This window comes from Geofilum sp. OHC36d9 (assembly GCF_052400685.1).
Lineage (GTDB): Bacteria > Bacteroidota > Bacteroidia > Bacteroidales > Marinilabiliaceae > CAZHHH01.
The window spans coordinates 550,490-566,003 of sequence record NZ_JBQTGJ010000001.1; the positions used below are offsets into that span (position 1 = coordinate 550,490).

At 41.4% G+C, this 15,514-nt stretch carries 11 protein-coding genes and 1 tRNA gene; 8 read left to right on the forward strand and 4 right to left on the reverse strand.

What is annotated here, in order from left to right; all coding sequences use genetic code 11:
* Positions 1–6 precede the first annotated feature (6 nt).
* Positions 7–2,187 carry a DNA helicase RecQ gene (gene recQ / locus ACT3CD_RS01955; protein WP_444642420.1) on the reverse strand — a complete coding sequence of 727 codons (2,181 nt, stop codon included), beginning with the start codon at positions 2,185–2,187 and terminating at the stop codon, positions 7–9.
* A gap of 410 nt (positions 2,188–2,597) precedes the next feature.
* Between recQ and tatC the strand changes: the two genes are divergently transcribed.
* From tatC to ACT3CD_RS01990, 7 genes are all read left to right on the forward strand, one after another.
* Complete coding sequence (gene tatC / locus ACT3CD_RS01960) at positions 2,598–3,413, forward strand: twin-arginine translocase subunit TatC (protein ID WP_444642421.1); 816 nt, start codon at positions 2,598–2,600, stop codon at positions 3,411–3,413.
* A 29-nt stretch (positions 3,414–3,442) separates the two neighbouring features.
* On the forward strand, positions 3,443–4,201 hold the full coding sequence (gene lptB / locus ACT3CD_RS01965) for an LPS export ABC transporter ATP-binding protein (RefSeq protein ID WP_444642423.1): 759 nt from the start codon (positions 3,443–3,445) through the stop codon (positions 4,199–4,201).
* Between the two features lie 82 nt (positions 4,202–4,283).
* Positions 4,284–4,365: transfer RNA gene (locus ACT3CD_RS01970), tRNA-Leu, on the forward strand.
* 435 nt (positions 4,366–4,800) lie between these two features.
* Positions 4,801–6,162, forward strand: a complete 1,362-nt coding sequence (gene tig, locus ACT3CD_RS01975) for a trigger factor (protein WP_444642425.1) — start codon at positions 4,801–4,803, stop codon at positions 6,160–6,162.
* Positions 6,163–6,263: 101 nt separating this feature from the next.
* On the forward strand, positions 6,264–6,944 hold the full coding sequence (gene clpP, locus ACT3CD_RS01980) for an ATP-dependent Clp endopeptidase proteolytic subunit ClpP (protein WP_444642427.1): 681 nt from the start codon (positions 6,264–6,266) through the stop codon (positions 6,942–6,944).
* A 90-nt stretch (positions 6,945–7,034) separates the two neighbouring features.
* Positions 7,035–8,249 carry an ATP-dependent Clp protease ATP-binding subunit ClpX gene (gene clpX, locus ACT3CD_RS01985; protein ID WP_444642429.1) on the forward strand — a complete coding sequence of 405 codons (1,215 nt, stop codon included), beginning with the start codon at positions 7,035–7,037 and terminating at the stop codon, positions 8,247–8,249.
* 264 nt (positions 8,250–8,513) lie between these two features.
* Positions 8,514–10,805, forward strand: a complete 2,292-nt coding sequence (locus tag ACT3CD_RS01990; RefSeq protein WP_444642431.1) for a sodium-translocating pyrophosphatase — start codon at positions 8,514–8,516, stop codon at positions 10,803–10,805.
* Between the two features lie 190 nt (positions 10,806–10,995).
* Here ACT3CD_RS01990 and cls read toward each other — a convergent pair whose 3' ends face one another.
* Together cls and ribD are read right to left on the reverse strand one after the other, a co-directional pair.
* A complete protein-coding gene (cls, locus tag ACT3CD_RS01995) occupies positions 10,996–12,459 on the reverse strand; it encodes a cardiolipin synthase (RefSeq protein WP_444642433.1) in 1,464 nt (487 codons plus the stop codon).
* Positions 12,460–12,534: 75 nt separating this feature from the next.
* A complete protein-coding gene (gene ribD / locus ACT3CD_RS02000) occupies positions 12,535–13,587 on the reverse strand; it encodes a bifunctional diaminohydroxyphosphoribosylaminopyrimidine deaminase/5-amino-6-(5-phosphoribosylamino)uracil reductase RibD (protein WP_444642435.1) in 1,053 nt (350 codons plus the stop codon).
* Positions 13,588–13,674: 87 nt separating this feature from the next.
* Here ribD and prmC point away from each other — a divergent pair, with 87 nt between their 5' ends.
* Positions 13,675–14,565, forward strand: coding sequence for a peptide chain release factor N(5)-glutamine methyltransferase (gene prmC, locus ACT3CD_RS02005; RefSeq protein ID WP_444642437.1), 891 nt, complete (start codon positions 13,675–13,677; stop codon positions 14,563–14,565).
* Here prmC and ACT3CD_RS02010 read toward each other — a convergent pair.
* Entirely contained in the window at positions 14,506–15,117 is a 612-nt protein-coding gene (locus ACT3CD_RS02010; RefSeq protein WP_444642439.1) for an acyl carrier protein phosphodiesterase, read from the reverse strand. The two genes, prmC and ACT3CD_RS02010, sit on opposite strands and share 60 nt — an antisense overlap.
* Between the last annotated feature and the right edge of the window lie 397 nt (positions 15,118–15,514).

Genomic DNA, 15,514 nt, shown 5'->3' on the forward strand with positions numbered 1-15,514 from the left:
CAAACACTAGTTACCTACTTCCGAAATAAATTTAATACGCACCATTCTGATCTCTTCTTCGGTGAATTCATCTTCTCCAAGTTCATCCAGTGCTGAGGCAATGTCATCTGTTTCTGCGTCTTCCTTGAAATAAAGGAAAATGTCGTCCCGGTGATCTTCGTCCATCACCTGATCAATGTAATAGTCGATGTTTACCCTGGTGCCACTATAAACAATGGACTCCAGCTCCTTTAATAGCTCATTCATCTCTATGCCTTTGCTTTCGGAGATGTCATCAAGGGGCACTTTGCGGTCAATGCTTTGGATGATGGAGATTTTAAGTTTTGATTTGTTGGCAACAGACTTTACGACCATGTCAATGGGTCGCTCCAATTCGTTTTCCTCTACATGCCGATGAATGAGTTCTACAAATTCTTTTCCAAATCGTTTGGATTTGCCGGCGCCTACTCCCGGCATGGTCTGCAGTTCTTTCAGGTTGATGGGATAATAAGTCGACATGGCTTCCAGCGAAGGATCCTGAAAAATAACAAATGGCGGCAGATTTAATTTTTTTGAAAGTTTTTTGCGCAGGTCTTTAAGCATGGAGAAGAGAGTCGGATCCATTGAGGCTGAGCCGCCTGCCGAGCGGGTTTCTTCCTCCATCTCATCGTAATTGTGATTTTCGGTGACCATAATGGGGTAGGGGTGTTTCATATATTCCTGCCCCTTTTCACTGATCTTCAATAGCCCATAATTCTCAATGTCTTTGTCAATTAATTCAGCTATGAGAGCGTGTCTGAGAACCGCCTTCCAAAAGTTTACTTCTTTATCAGCGCCGCAGCCAAATACGTCGAGCGTTTCATGGCCGTATGATTTTATGGCAGAACTTTTTTTGCCTGTAATAACATCAATAACGTAATCGGCTTTAAATTTTTCTTTTACTTCCGAAATGACCTTCAAGGCTGTGGATATGGACTTCTGTCCGTCAATTTGTTTTTTGGGATGCAGACAATTGTCGCAGGAGTCGCAGTTTTCCTCCGTGTAATTTTCACCGAAATAATGCAGCAATAGCTTGCGTCGGCAAAGAGATGTTTCAGCATAAGCCACCGTTTCAAACAACAATTGTTTGCCTATTTCCTGTTCGGCCAGCGGTTTGCCCTGCATAAATTTTTCCAGTTTTTGGATGTCTTTATAGCTGTAAAAGGCAATGCAGCGCCCTTCACCACCATCGCGCCCGGCACGGCCTGTCTCCTGGTAATAGCCTTCCAGACTTTTGGGAATGTCGTAATGAATAACCATTCGTACGTCAGGTTTGTCAATACCCATTCCGAAGGCTATGGTAGCTACAATGACGTCAACATCTTCGTGAAGAAATTTGTCCTGGTTGCCCGAACGTGTACTGGCATCCATTCCCGCATGGTAGGGTAATGCCTTGATGCCGTTGACGATTAACAGCTCAGCCAGCTCTTCCACCTTTTTGCGGCTTAGGCAATAGATGATGGCCGATTTGCCAACATTTTCCTTTAATACTTTAATGATTTCTTTTGAAGCATTTATTTTGGGCCGTACTTCGTAGTACAGGTTGGGCCTGTTAAAGGAGGATTTATAAACATGCGCATTAAGCATGCCCATGGTTTTTTGTATGTCGTGCTGAACTTTAGGGGTGGCAGTTGCTGTTAAAGCAATGACCGGGGCTTCACCTATTTCGCTGATGATGGGGCGGATGCGTCGGTATTCCGGACGGAAATCATGTCCCCACTCCGAGATACAGTGCGCTTCGTCGACGGCGTAAAATGAGATCCTGATCTGTTTTAAAAATTGTATGTTTTCATCTTTGGTCAGCGACTCGGGTGCAACGTATAGCATCTTGGTCTTTCCGGCTAATACGTCTTCTTTTACCAGGTTAATGGCTGCCTTGGTCAATGATGAATTAAGGAAGTGGGCCACACCGTCGTCTTCGCTGTAATTCCGGATGGCATCTACCTGATTTTTCATCAGCGCTATTAACGGCGATATGATAATAGCTGTTCCTTCGAGGATCAGAGCAGGTAACTGATAGCATAGCGATTTCCCCCCACCTGTGGGCATTAATACAAATGTATCATTCCCATCAAGAACATTTTTAATGATCTCTTTCTGATTTCCCTTAAAAGTGTCGAAACCAAAGTGCTTTTTTAGTTGAGCATTTAAATCAATGTGCTTTGTCATAGTCCGACTCGCGTTGTTCTTCAGATTATTGAATTTTATTTTTTGGGGGGTTAATTTTTTAACAAGAAAACAAATATATAAGAATTCTGTCAATCAGCTATCAATCGGTTGCTTCGAACGTGTGTGTAAAGAAATATAAATGCCGATGTTAAGAACAAATATAGTGTTTCATTTTATTTTAAAAATCGATTGTATCTGTGTAAAAACGGGTGATTGTTTAAATCCGTTTCATTAATATTTATGAAGGTAAGAAAAGTTTTATTTATTCACAAAAAAGTTTTTTTTGCCTGTTAAGGGGTGTTAAAATAAAAAGATGTGGTTGATTTTTCGCTTTTCCGGGGTTTGCGTTAACTTTGTAAGCTGGTTGTGTATGGATCTGTTTTTATATGGTATAAACTATCTTTTTGTGAATGTCAAAGTCAAATAATAGTGAGATGTCGTTTTTGGATCATCTCGAAGAGTTAAGATGGCATATTGTGCGGTCGTTTGCGGTGGTAATGATCTTGGCCGTGCTTGCATTTATCTTTAAGTCCTTTGTTTTTGATACTGTAATAATGGGCCCCAGCAGACCTGATTTTTTCACTAACCGTCTGTTTTGTTTGTTGGCATCACGTCTTGATATGCCGGCTTTATGCATTAATCAGGATCAGTTGGCGTTTCAAAATATAAGTATGTCGGGACAGTTTACGATGCACATTTGGGTGGCGTTTGTTGCGGGTGCTGTGGTCGCTTTTCCCTATATTTTTTGGGAGTTTTGGCGTTTTGTGCGACCGGCGTTGTACGAAAATGAAATTAAACATAGCCGGGGGGCTGTATTTGCCACCAGTATGCTTTTCTCCATGGGAATCCTTTTTTCCTATTATCTCATAGCGCCTTTATCGGTCTATTTTCTTGGAGGGTACCAGGTGAGTCCCAATGTTGAAAATATCATTAATTTCGGTTCTTATGTTTCAACAATTGCCAGTATTGTTTTGGCCGGAGGAGTGATGTTTGAGTTGCCTGTGTTTATTTATTTCTTAAGTAAAGCGGGGCTGGTTTCAGTTCCTTTTCTTAAAAAATACCGGCGTCATGCCATTGTTGTTAGCTTTGCACTGGCAGCCGTTATTACGCCGCCGGACGTTATTAGTCAGATAATGGTTTGTCTGCCTTTAATAGTGTTGTATGAGGTAGGCATAGTTATTGCTAAAAGAGTAGAGAAAAAACGCGAAAATGAAGAGGTGGCTTAATCTTGTTGTAATTACGAAATATTAATAGAATGGACAATTCCGGATTGGTATTGCATACGAAGAATCTTGTGAAACGATACAAAAACCGAACGGTGGTGAAAGGGGTGTCGGTAGAAGTGAAACAAGGCGAAATTGTTGGTTTGTTGGGGCCTAACGGCGCTGGAAAAACCACGACTTTTTATATGATGGTAGGGTTGATTCAGCCTAATGAAGGCGATATTTTTCTTAATGATGAAAATATTACGCGTGAGCCGATGTATAAAAGGGCGCAGAAAGGCGTGGGTTACCTGGCCCAGGAGGCCAGTGTTTTTCGAACGATGAGTGTGGAAGACAATATCCGGTCTGTGCTGGAAATGACAACACTTTCTAAAGCGGATCAAAGACAACGTGTAGAGGAATTGCTGGAGGAGTTTAGTCTATCTCATATTCGTAAGAGTAAGGGGATTCAGCTTTCCGGCGGCGAGCGTCGACGTACTGAAATTGCCCGTGCGCTGGCCATTAATCCAAAGTTTATTTTGCTTGACGAACCCTTTGCTGGTGTTGACCCCATTGCTGTTCGCGATATTCAGGAAATTGTGGCCAAGCTGAAATTTAAAAATATTGGAATTTTAATTACCGATCACAACGTTCACGAAACATTGTCGATAACCGACCGGGCTTATCTTTTGTTTGAAGGTAATATTCTGAAGGCCGGATCGGCTGAGGAACTGGCTGAAGATCCCGATGTGAGGCGGGTTTATTTGGGCGACGATTTTATTCTTAGGCGAAGAAAATTTGATGTGAGCTAATCTTTTCTTTTTTGGCTGAAAAATTTTATGGAGGGGGTTGCAAGGATAAAAAAAAGATTTTACCTTTGCACGGCGTTTTTAAGCGGACGTGGCGTAATTGGTAGCCGCGCCAGACTTAGGATCTGGTGCCGAAAGGCGTGGGGGTTCGAGTCCCTTCGTCCGCACTGTTAAAGCTTCTAAAAACCGCCTGGCTAACGATGTTTATCGCGAGTGAGGCGGTTTTTTTAGTTTAAAGTTGATGCGCGTGATTGAAAGTGGTGGATTTGCACCATTGTAATTGCTTCATTATCTTTGCGGTATTTAAATATGCTGTCGGTTTTTGATGCGTAGTTGAAAATGGTTCAGTTGTATTTAGTATCAGCAAGAAAACTCAAGTGTTTGATGAGAAATATTCAGATTTAAAACTTGCCAATACCGATAAACGAGAGTTTCCTGATGAAATGACCATTTTGAGGACAAGCATAGCACAGAAGTCGGACTTTTCTTGCAATCACTATTTGTGTATTTATTTTGACGATAAATTGTTGATGGACAACGCGGATTTTTTGTTTTTTTCGCGTCGAAACATCAAACCAGTAACTTAATTTAATTATTAACGGATGAACATCTCTAGGGAAAACATTGATGAGCTTAATGCAGTGATTAAACTGACCATTGAGAGGGAAGATTACGAAGCACGTGTTGCTGACGTTCTGAAAAATTATCAGAAGAAAGCGCAAATGCCGGGTTTCCGTCCCGGTAAGGTTCCTGCCGGTCTGATCAAAAAAATGTACGGCAATGCTGCGACTGTTGATGAAATCAATAAATTGGTCTCTGAGAATCTTTCAAATCATCTGACCGAAGAAAAACTTGAAATTCTGGGAGAACCTCTTCCTAGTGAAAGCCAAAAACCTATTGATTTCGATAATCAAAGTAGCTTTGAGTTTGCTTTCGATATTGCTTTGGCACCCAAGGTGGAGATGAAATTAACCAAGCGTGATAAAATTCCTTATTATACCATTGAAATGACCGATGAATTGGTCGATGGTCAATTGAAAAATATTACAGGTCGCTTTGGTGAAAATAAAGCGGTTGAGACTGTTTCTGCCGAGTCATTGGTTAAAGGAAATATTGTTCAGTTGGATGATGCCGGAAATGTCCTTGAAAACGGAATTTTTGCCGAAGACACTGTTTTGTCGGTGAGCGTTATTAAAGATAAGAAGGAACAGAAAAAATTTATCGGAAAAGCTGTCGGAGAAGAAGTCGTTTTTGATGTAAAAAAGGCTTTCCCTAATGATACCGAGGTTTCTTATATTCTTAAAATTACCAAGGAACAGGCTGCTGAGGTTACTGGTTCATTCCGTTTAACCATAAAGGAAATCACTGAATTTGTTGAGCCCGAATTGACTCAGGATTTATTTGATAAAGTGTTTGGTGCCGGCGTTGTTTCTTCAGAAGAGGAAATGCGTGCCAAAGTAAAGGAAGATCTTGAGAAAAATTATTTGTTGGAGTCTGATTATCGTTTTTCGGTGGATGCCCGTAATAAATTGACCAATAAAGTTAATTTGAAATTGCCGGAAGATTTCCTGAAACGATGGATGAAAGCAACTAATCGCGGCGATGAAAAATTGACCGATGAGCAGATAGATAAGGATATGCCTTCTTTCCTAGAAGATTTAAAATGGCAGTTGATCAAAAATGAATTGATTAAGGCCAATGAGTTGAAGGTTGAAGAATCAGATGTGGTGGAGTTTGCCAAGAAGTCGGCTAAAGCACAGTTTATGCAGTATGGCCTTACTAATATTCCCGATGATTATATCGTCAATTATGCCATGGATATGCTGAAAGATCAACAACAGGGCCGCCAGATGGCCGAAGGTGCTATTACCGATAAAGTGATCGCTTATATTAAAGAGGCTGTTAAGCTGGATGAAAAAGTCGTGACACGCGACGAGTTTAACAAGTTATTTGAGAATAACTGATCCTGAAAATTGAACGCTCAATTTTGATTTAGTGTATTGGTATTCGGCAGTTCCATTGGTTTTTTATAATTTAGTGAATTGCTAATTTAAAATTATTAGAGATGACAGATCCAGGAGATTTTTATAAGTATGCTACCAAGCACAGAGGTATCAGCAGTATGGTAATGGAGCAGTATTCTTCTATGACCGACAGCTATATCTCCCCCACCATTATTGAGGAACGTCAGTTGAATGTGGCTTCCATGGATGTTTTTTCCAGGTTGATGATGGATCGTATTATCTTTTTGGGGTTGCCAATTGATGATTATGTAGCCAATATCATTCAGGCTCAACTGCTTTATCTTGATTCAACTGATCCATCCAAGGACATCTCAATTTATTTCAATACCCCGGGCGGTTCTGTTCATGCAGGATTGGGTATTTATGATACCATGCAGTACATTACATCCGATGTGGCGACAATATGCACCGGAATGGCTGCTTCGATGGGGGCTGTTTTACTCACTGCTGGTACCAAAGGGAAACGCTCTGCGCTTCGTCATTCGCGGGTTATGATTCACCAGCCTATGGGCGGAACGCAAGGTCAATCTGTTGATATTGAAATTACAACTCGTGAGATTGTTAAGATGCGTAAAGAGCTTTATACCATTATAGCTGAGCACTCCGGAAATACGTTCAAGAAAATTGAAAAAGATTCGGATCGTGATTTCTGGATGACAGCAGCCGAAGCTAAAGAGTACGGTATGATTGATGAAGTCTTGGTGAGAGAGAAAAAGAAGTAATCATTTTTTTCAAAGATAGAGATTGTGCAGAATCGGCCCTTAAGTGCCTGATCCTGCATTATCTGTTTATTGATAGCAGGAGGTTTTTGTATGGATAAATGTTCGTTTTGTGGTCGTAGTCGTAAGGATACTAATCTTTTAATAGCTGGTGTCTCAGGACATATCTGTGACAGTTGTATTGAACAGGCACATTCTATCTTGGCAGAAGAATTTAAAAAGAAGGATTCTTTTGACATTAATGGGGTGAAGGTGTTGAAGCCGATGGAGATAAAAAATTTTCTTGACCAGTATGTGATTGGACAGGATGAAGCCAAAAAGTTTTTGTCGGTAGCCGTTTATAACCATTATAAACGATTAATGCAGCCGCCTTCGTCTGAAGAGGTAGAAATTGAAAAATCGAATATTGTCCTGGTTGGTGAAACAGGAACCGGTAAAACATTGTTGGCCCGCACCATTGCGCGTATGCTGCATGTCCCTTTTACCATTGTCGATGCAACGGTCTTAACCGAAGCTGGTTATGTGGGCGAAGATATAGAAAGTATCTTAACCCGGTTGTTACAGGCTGCCGACTATAATGTTGAAGCGGCTGAAAAGGGGATTGTTTTTATTGACGAAATAGATAAAATTGCCCGTAAGGGTGATAATCCTTCTATTACACGCGATGTGTCTGGTGAAGGTGTTCAGCAAGGACTTCTGAAATTGCTCGAAGGTTCTATTGTAAATGTACCACCACAAGGCGGACGTAAGCATCCTGACCAAAAAATGATCCCTGTTAATACCAAGAATATCTTGTTTGTTTGCGGTGGTGCCTTTGATGGTATTGAGCGCAAAATTGGCCAGCGTTTAAATACCCGCGTTGTGGGGTATAAGGCCGGCGAAAAACGTTACGAACTCGATGCCAATAATTTGCTTCAATATATTGCGCCTCAGGATTTGAAATCGTTTGGACTGATTCCTGAAATTATAGGACGACTGCCTGTACTCACTTATTTGAACCCATTGAATCGTGATGTTTTGCGTAAGATTTTGACGGAGCCGAAGAATTCCATCGTTAAGCAATATGTCAAGCTTTTCCAAATGGATAAAATTGAGTTGGAATTTGAGGAAGAGGTGCTCGATTATATTGTTGATAAATCGTTGGAGTTTAAATTGGGTGCGCGTGGTTTGCGTTCTATTTGCGAAACAATAATGATGGATTTTATGTTTGAAACACCCGGAACAAAAACAGGGAAGTTGAAAGTTACGCTCGCAATGGCCCGTGAGAAGATTGAGAAAGCAAATATGATTTTGCTTCAGGCAAGTTAATGTAGGTTTTTATACGAAATATAGAAGGTCAGCTCTCTTAGGGTTGGCCTTTATTTGTGTTTTTTTTAGCGACAAATTCTCGTACTTTTTTGATCAGTTTATCACAGGTGCTGAGCGATATTTTTGTTACTTTTAGTTTTGTTAAGAAATTTAAGTTTTCATTGGGAAGTGGCGACGATTGATGCCGTATTTCTTTTTGAATATGTCTGTATTCTGAATGTTTAAAGTAATATATAATAAATCGTTAACTTAATTTTATTGTTTATGCTTACTTCTATTTTTGTAATTGTACCTCTAACGTCATTATTGGCGTTATTGTTTGCCTGGATTTTTTTCCGGCAAATGATGAAAAATTCGGAGGGAAATGCTACTATGAAGGAAATTGCCCAGCATGTTCGTGAAGGGGCAATGGCTTACCTTAGTAGTCAGTATCGTGTTGTTATTAAGGTGTTTGTAGTCCTGGTCGTTTTGTTGGCCGTTTTGGCTTACCTGGGAGTTCAGAATCCTTTTGTGCCTGTGGCCTTTTTGACGGGTGGTTTTTTCTCCGGTCTATGTGGTTATCTGGGTATGAAGACCGCCACACATGCTTCGGCACGCACGGCTCAGGGGGCTTCCGAGTCGCTGAATAAGGGGCTGAAAATTGCTTTTCGCAGTGGTGCCGTAATGGGGCTGGTTGTTGTTGGATTTGGTCTGCTGGACATTGCCCTCTGGTTTTGGTTTCTTAATGACATTATTTTTACACCCGAAAACATGGCTAATGGCCTTCAGTTTTTGGGCCTCCCTTTTGTGCATCCTGCTACTGGTGAGCATCAAAAAATGGTGGAAATTACTGCGACCATGTTAACCTTCGGAATGGGTGCTTCTACACAGGCTTTGTTTGCACGTGTTGGTGGTGGTATATTTACCAAAGCAGCCGATGTGGGTGCCGATCTTGTTGGAAAAGTGGAAGCTAATATTCCTGAGGATGATCCACGAAATCCTGCTACCATTGCCGATAATGTAGGTGATAATGTAGGCGATGTGGCCGGTATGGGTGCTGACCTTTATGAGTCGTATTGCGGTTCTATTTTGGCCACGGCTGCCCTTGGAGCTGCTTTGCCGGGGTTAACCAACGATGGACAGTTAAGGGCTATTATTGCACCTATGATTGTGGCCGCCATTGGTATTTTGCTTTCAATACTTGGTATTTATATGGTTCGGGCCAAAGAGTCGGCAACACAGAAGAATCTGTTAAATGCGCTTTTGGTTGGTACCGGTGGAAGTTCTGCTTTGATTTTGTTGGCCATAGCCGGGTTAGCCTGGTTTGATTGGATTTCATGGGGTGTTTTTGGTTCTGTGGTAGCTGGCTTAGTGGCCGGTGTTATTATCGGACAGGGAACCGAATATTTTACTTCTGATGAATATAAACCGACAAGGGGTATTGCGCGTCAGGCTTTGAAAGGTCCTGCAACCACCATTATTGACGGTATGGCTGTTGGAATGTTTTCTACCTGGATTCCGGTGGTTACCATTGTTTTTGGGATTATTGCAGCCTACGGTTTTGCCGGCGGTTTTACGCATTTTGCTCAGGGCGTATATGGGATTGGATTTGCTGCTGTGGGTATGCTGTCAACGTTGGGCATCACTCTGGCCACCGATGCTTTTGGTCCCATTGCCGATAATGCCGGTGGAAATGCTGAAATGTCGGAGTTACCTGCCGAAGTAAGACAGCGTACCGATGCGCTTGATATGTTGGGCAACACCACCGCGGCTACCGGTAAAGGTTTTGCTATTGGATCGGCCGCTTTGACTGCCATGGCTTTGCTGGCTGCTTATATGGAAGAAGTACGCCTGTGGCTGGGAAAAATGGCTACGGCTTCTGTTGATGGGTTTAAAGAAGTGGGCGATGTCTTGTTTTTTAAAGGTCAGATGCCCTCAGTTGCCGTTGAAGGCAAACATTTTATTGACGTAACAACGGCTTCTATTCCGGATTTTGTTTCGGCTTATGATCTGTCGATCTTTAATCCGTTATTAATAGGTGGTATTTTCCTCGGTGCTATGATGGCTTTTGTCTTTTGTGCATTAACCATGAAGGCTGTTGGTCGTGCTGCCGGCGATATGGTTGAAGAGGTGCGTCGTCAGTTTCGTGAAATAGTGGGCATTATGGAGCGTAAAGCAAAACCTGATTATGCCCGCTGTGTTGCTATTTCAACTAAGGGAGCTCAGAAAGAGATGGTGTTACCTTCTTTGTTGGCCATTGCAGTGCCTGTTGTTGTAGGTCTGGTTTTTGGTGTTGCTGGTGTTGTCGGTCTGCTTATGGGAGGTCTGACAACGGGCTTCACACTGGCGTGTATGTTGAATAATGCCGGTGGCGCCTGGGATAATGCCAAAAAGTATATTGAAAAAGGTAACTTTGGTGGAAAAGGAAGTGACGCGCATAAAGCCGGTGTTGTCGGCGATACTGTGGGCGATCCTTTCAAGGATACTTCCGGTCCTTCGCTTAATATTCTGATTAAATTAATGACGATGGTGTCGGTTGTTATGAGTGGCTTAACGGTTGCATTTTCTATATTCTAATAAATAAGTTTGCAATCTGTAAATAGATTTAAATGCTTGATGAGAAATTTTCAAATTCAAGGCTTGCGAAGACTGAAGAAATGTAAGTTTACTATGGTAAATAATTATTTTTAGGAGCAGCATAACCCCGGAGTTGAATTTTTCTACAAGTTCTAAATATATAGCCCACGGTAAAAACCGTGGGCTATTTTTATAGTAGTGGGCTTACTAATCGAGCAAATGATTCTTTTATTTTTTCCTTTTTTGAGCGGTTCATCCAGTCTTCAGATATGATCAATCGACTGTCAGTAAGATCTTCTTCAAAAGTTCTTCTTAATTCGAGTGCCGTTTCTTTATCAAATACAAATGCCGAAACTTCAAAGTTCTGTTCAAAGCTTCTGAAGTCCATATTGGCAGAGCCCACCATGCTTACAATATCGTCCACAATCATCACCTTTGAGTGTAGAAACCCTTTCTGGTAGAAATAAAATTTCACATTGGCATCCAGCATTTCACGGATAAAGGAGTGCGAAGATAAGTGTGTGATGAACGCATCGCTTTTTTCCGGAATAAGAATCCGGACATCAATATTTCCCATTGCCGCCGTTTTTAATGCCATAAGAACGCCTTCGCTTGGCATGAAGTAGGGTGTGGCGATATATACATATTTTTTGGCTGATGCCACGGCCTGAAAAATTCCCATCATGATGCCCGGCCAGTCCGTGTCGGGGCCACTGGCTACTATTTGAACCAGTTTATTACCTGTGGGTGGTTTTGTGGGGAAATATTTTGGATTTGATAATTCTGTTTGGCAGACAAAAAACCAGTCGGTGAGGAAGATGGTCTGCAGTGTGTTAACGGCATCGCCTTCAAGCCGAAGATGTGTGTCGCGCCAAATACCCAGCTTCTCGCTGCCGTGCAGATAGCGGTCGGCAATATTGATGCCGCCCAGGAATCCTATTTGACCGTCAACGATGATTATTTTTCGGTGATTTCGGTAGTTTACCTTGCTGGTAAATGCCGGGAAACGGACCTGCAGGAACGAATATACCTGAATGTTGGAGGCCCACATTTCTTCAAAAAAATCCTTTTTAAGTTGCCAGCTTCCCACATCGTCAACTATTAAACGTATCTCTATGCCTTCTGCCGCTTTCTCTTTCAGCAGTTTTTTTACTTTTCGTCCGATGATGTCTTCCGAAAAAATGTAATATTCCAGATGAATAAATTGTTTTGCTTTTTTTAGTTCTGCAAAGATTGCTTCGAAGGTTGGGATGCCATTGTTCAGAATGTCAATTTGATTGCCAATGGTTACAACGGCATTGCTGTTGTTTAACAGCAGCGATATGAGGCTTCTTTTTTCTTCGATTTCGGCGGATGTGAATTTTTCGCCTTCGGTAATCTGAGTGATTTGGGCATGTGCCAGACGGCTGAGATTTTCATGATTACGTAACCCTTTGCGCGCAATTATTTTTTCTTTTCTTAGATTTTGTCCGAAAAAAATGAAAAATATAAAACCAATAACCGGTAGTAGAATCAGAACCAGGACCCATGATATTGTTTTGACCGGATTGCGGTTTTCCAGAATGGTGAATATAACTACGACTAAGATGCTGACGACGTAAAGTCCAATTGCTATTGGATTGATGATTCCTATCAGGTGATGAAATATTTCCATGCTATAATTGATATTCGTGGGTAATGGGCGGACTGTTAGGCTGCAGGGTTGTATTATAGAGCGTTTATCTGGTCGCTAAATTATTAAATTGTTACGATAAATAAGTAGCTCGCTGTCGGTTAATATTTGTCGTTGAACTGGCATTTTGCCGGTAGAGGGAGCCTTTATGCCGTTCTCAAACCATTTATTTCCAGTAAATACACGGGCTTCATCCCATAATCCGGATTCGATAAATGCGTTAAGTAATTTGGCGCCGCCTTCAACAATAAGAGATTGAATACCTCTTTTGAATAAGGTGTTTAAAATGAAATGAACAGGCATTGTGTTTGATGGCACGACAATTTGTTCCACTTTTTGCAGGGATTCGTCTTTATGGCCGGTGAATAACAGGGTTGGGATGGTTCCGTCAAACAGTGCCAGATGCCGGGGTAAGGCATTTTTCCGGTCCAGTACGATTCGTAACGGATGTGGTCCGCTCCAGTCTCTCACCGTCAGTGAGGGGTTGTCTTTTAAGGCTGTTACTGAGCCTACCATAATCGACTGTTCGCGACTTCGCCAGAGGTGTACTAAACGGCGGGTCGATTCGCTGGTAATCCAGTTTGGCCGGTTGTCGGTTTCTGCTTTTCGGTTGTAGTCAATTAATCCATCGCGGGTCTGTGCCCATTTTAGTATGACGTAGGGCCTTTGTTGCTCGTGGAAAGTAAAGAACCGGCGGTTTATTTCACGGCTTTCTTTACCGAGGGTCCCTACTACAACGTTTATCCCAGCTTCTTTCAGCATCTGAATGCCTTTGCCTGAAACGGCTGAGAAACTGTCGGTGCAACCGATTACTACGCGGGGTATCTTTTTTTTAATGATGAGTAACGAGCAAGGGGGTGTTTTACCATAATGGGCACATGGCTCAAGGTTGACATAAAGGGTGCTTTCTTTTAACAACGATTGGTTTTTAACAGAGTTAATGGCATTAACTTCGGCATGGGGTAATCCTGCTTTTTGGTGAAAACCTTCGCCTATAATTTGGTTGTTGTGAACGACGACGGAGCCAACCATCGGGTTTGGCTGCGTGAGTCCTTCTGCCTGACGCGCCAGGTCCAGACATCGTTGCATGTATTTTTCGTCTGTGGTCATCTTTGCTCGGTATGCAATTTGTGTGATTTGCTAATATATGTTTATTTTTGCACTAATTCAGATTTTTAATGTTATAAAAGCCTTACGATGCCGAGTGTTCGTCAAATTGATTTATTGATACGTAATGAGCTCGCTCCGTTGGTTGGGGACGATGAAGCCCGCAGCTTTTCATTGCTTATTTTTCACGCTTTACGGGGATATGAACGTAAAGAAATGTTGCTTTTTGCCGATGAGAAAATGACCGAAGCTGAAACGATTTCTGTTTCTCAAATCATTGGCCGGTTGAAACAGAATGAACCTATTCAATATGTTTTGGGACAGACCGAATTTATGGGTTTGATTTTTAAAACGGATAGGAGGGCATTAATACCACGACCCGAAACCGAGGCGTTGGTTCAGTGGATACTTGATTGCTTTCCAAACGATGATTTTAATATTTTGGATATCGGTACAGGCACCGGATGTATTCCTGTCAGTATAAAAAAATGTCGGCCGGGGATACAGGCTTCAGCCTGGGATGTGTCGCCTGAGGCTTTGGAGCTGGCAAATGAAAACGCCTGTGAGAATGGCGTTCAGGTTGATTTTGTTTTGCAGAATGTTTTGTCTGCATTGCCTGCTGTCACTCCGATGCTGGATGTTATGGTCAGTAATCCACCTTACGTGACTCAAAAGGAACGGCCATTTATGAATGCCAACGTAATTGATTATGAGCCTCACTTAGCTTTGTTCGTCGAGGATGATCAACCTCTGGTATTTTATGACGTTATTGCTCAACTAGGACTATCGTATTTAAAGCCGGGCGGAAGTCTTTTTTTTGAGATTAATGAAAATTTTAGTGATGCCACAGTCGGGTTACTGCTGGGTATGGGGTATTGTGATGTGATGTTACGGAAAGATATTTTTGGTAAAAATCGTATGTTAAAGGCAATCAGACCTGTTGGCGGTAATGTTGTCGGCGATAAAAGCAGCACTCATTAAGCGTATTTCATCAAAGAACAGGAAGAAGTTTTCTTCTAAAAAAGGATAATGCGCCTCTATTGTCCGGACAGCTTCTATACTGTGATTCGGCAATGATGAATGGGTTGCCATAATGTTTAGCGTTTTACTTATCCCTTCAATATGTTGATAATTTTCCAGTCGTCGGCTTTTGATAAGAAATGGTAAAAATTGTTTCACTTTGGGTGGCAGGCTGAAGTAGCGTCTCATCAGTATTTGATGAGCTTTGTTTACGTATGTTTTTAACTCAATTTCCGAGTAGCGTTCCCAGTTTTTTGCCAGGATATGATCCATTACAATATCAATAACGACCAGAGAATACCTTTGATAAAGCGGCCTGAAAATTTCTGCATTTATTTTGACCAACGGATGTTTGTCGGTGAATGAATCTATTCTTCGGTGCAGAATAATGCCTTTTTGTATATCCTGAATGTATTTGTTATGATTGCGCCCTTTCACATAGTCGCCAATAAAATTGCCAACCATTATTTCAGGATTGTTGCCTGATAAATACAGATGTGCCAGATAGTTCATTAGCCCTTTGTTGAACATCAGTAAAATTAGTCAAATATTGATTGTTTAGGTCTGATTACTTGAAAAAGGAGTCGTGGTTTAGGTCAAGTGGTTGGTAATTAGAGATCTGTAAAGTTATGCTCATTCGTTTTGTTGACTGATCCTAATTATTGCGTCGCTCTCATTTTAGTGTCAGCAAGAAAATAGGACCTTTTTGTTACTCTCGTTTTGAAAATGGTCATTTACATCGTCAGCCTCATATTTCTCAGATTTTGCAAGCATTGAATTTTAATAAACTGGCTTAAATGCCTGATTTTATGAATAGGTGTTGCCTGAATATCTCGTTTCTTATCTAATTAACTAAATATTTATATTTTGTTATGTGTATAATTGAAATTATTTCCACTAGAACTCGTTG

What these genes read in the sequence shown, in the direction of transcription:
- recQ (WP_444642420.1), bottom strand. Translation starts at nt 2,187, where the DNA reads ATGACAAAGCACATTGATTTAAATGCTCAACTAAAAAAGCACTTTGGT.
- tatC (WP_444642421.1), top strand. Translation starts at nt 2,598, where the DNA reads ATGTCAAAGTCAAATAATAGTGAGATGTCGTTTTTGGATCATCTCGAA.
- lptB (WP_444642423.1), top strand. Translation starts at nt 3,443, where the DNA reads ATGGACAATTCCGGATTGGTATTGCATACGAAGAATCTTGTGAAACGA.
- tig (WP_444642425.1), top strand. Translation starts at nt 4,801, where the DNA reads ATGAACATCTCTAGGGAAAACATTGATGAGCTTAATGCAGTGATTAAA.
- clpP (WP_444642427.1), top strand. Translation starts at nt 6,264, where the DNA reads ATGACAGATCCAGGAGATTTTTATAAGTATGCTACCAAGCACAGAGGT.
- clpX (WP_444642429.1), top strand. Translation starts at nt 7,035, where the DNA reads ATGGATAAATGTTCGTTTTGTGGTCGTAGTCGTAAGGATACTAATCTT.
- ACT3CD_RS01990 (WP_444642431.1), top strand. Translation starts at nt 8,514, where the DNA reads ATGCTTACTTCTATTTTTGTAATTGTACCTCTAACGTCATTATTGGCG.
- cls (WP_444642433.1), bottom strand. Translation starts at nt 12,459, where the DNA reads ATGGAAATATTTCATCACCTGATAGGAATCATCAATCCAATAGCAATT.
- ribD (WP_444642435.1), bottom strand. Translation starts at nt 13,587, where the DNA reads ATGACCACAGACGAAAAATACATGCAACGATGTCTGGACCTGGCGCGT.
- prmC (WP_444642437.1), top strand. Translation starts at nt 13,675, where the DNA reads ATGCCGAGTGTTCGTCAAATTGATTTATTGATACGTAATGAGCTCGCT.
- ACT3CD_RS02010 (WP_444642439.1), bottom strand. Translation starts at nt 15,117, where the DNA reads ATGAACTATCTGGCACATCTGTATTTATCAGGCAACAATCCTGAAATA.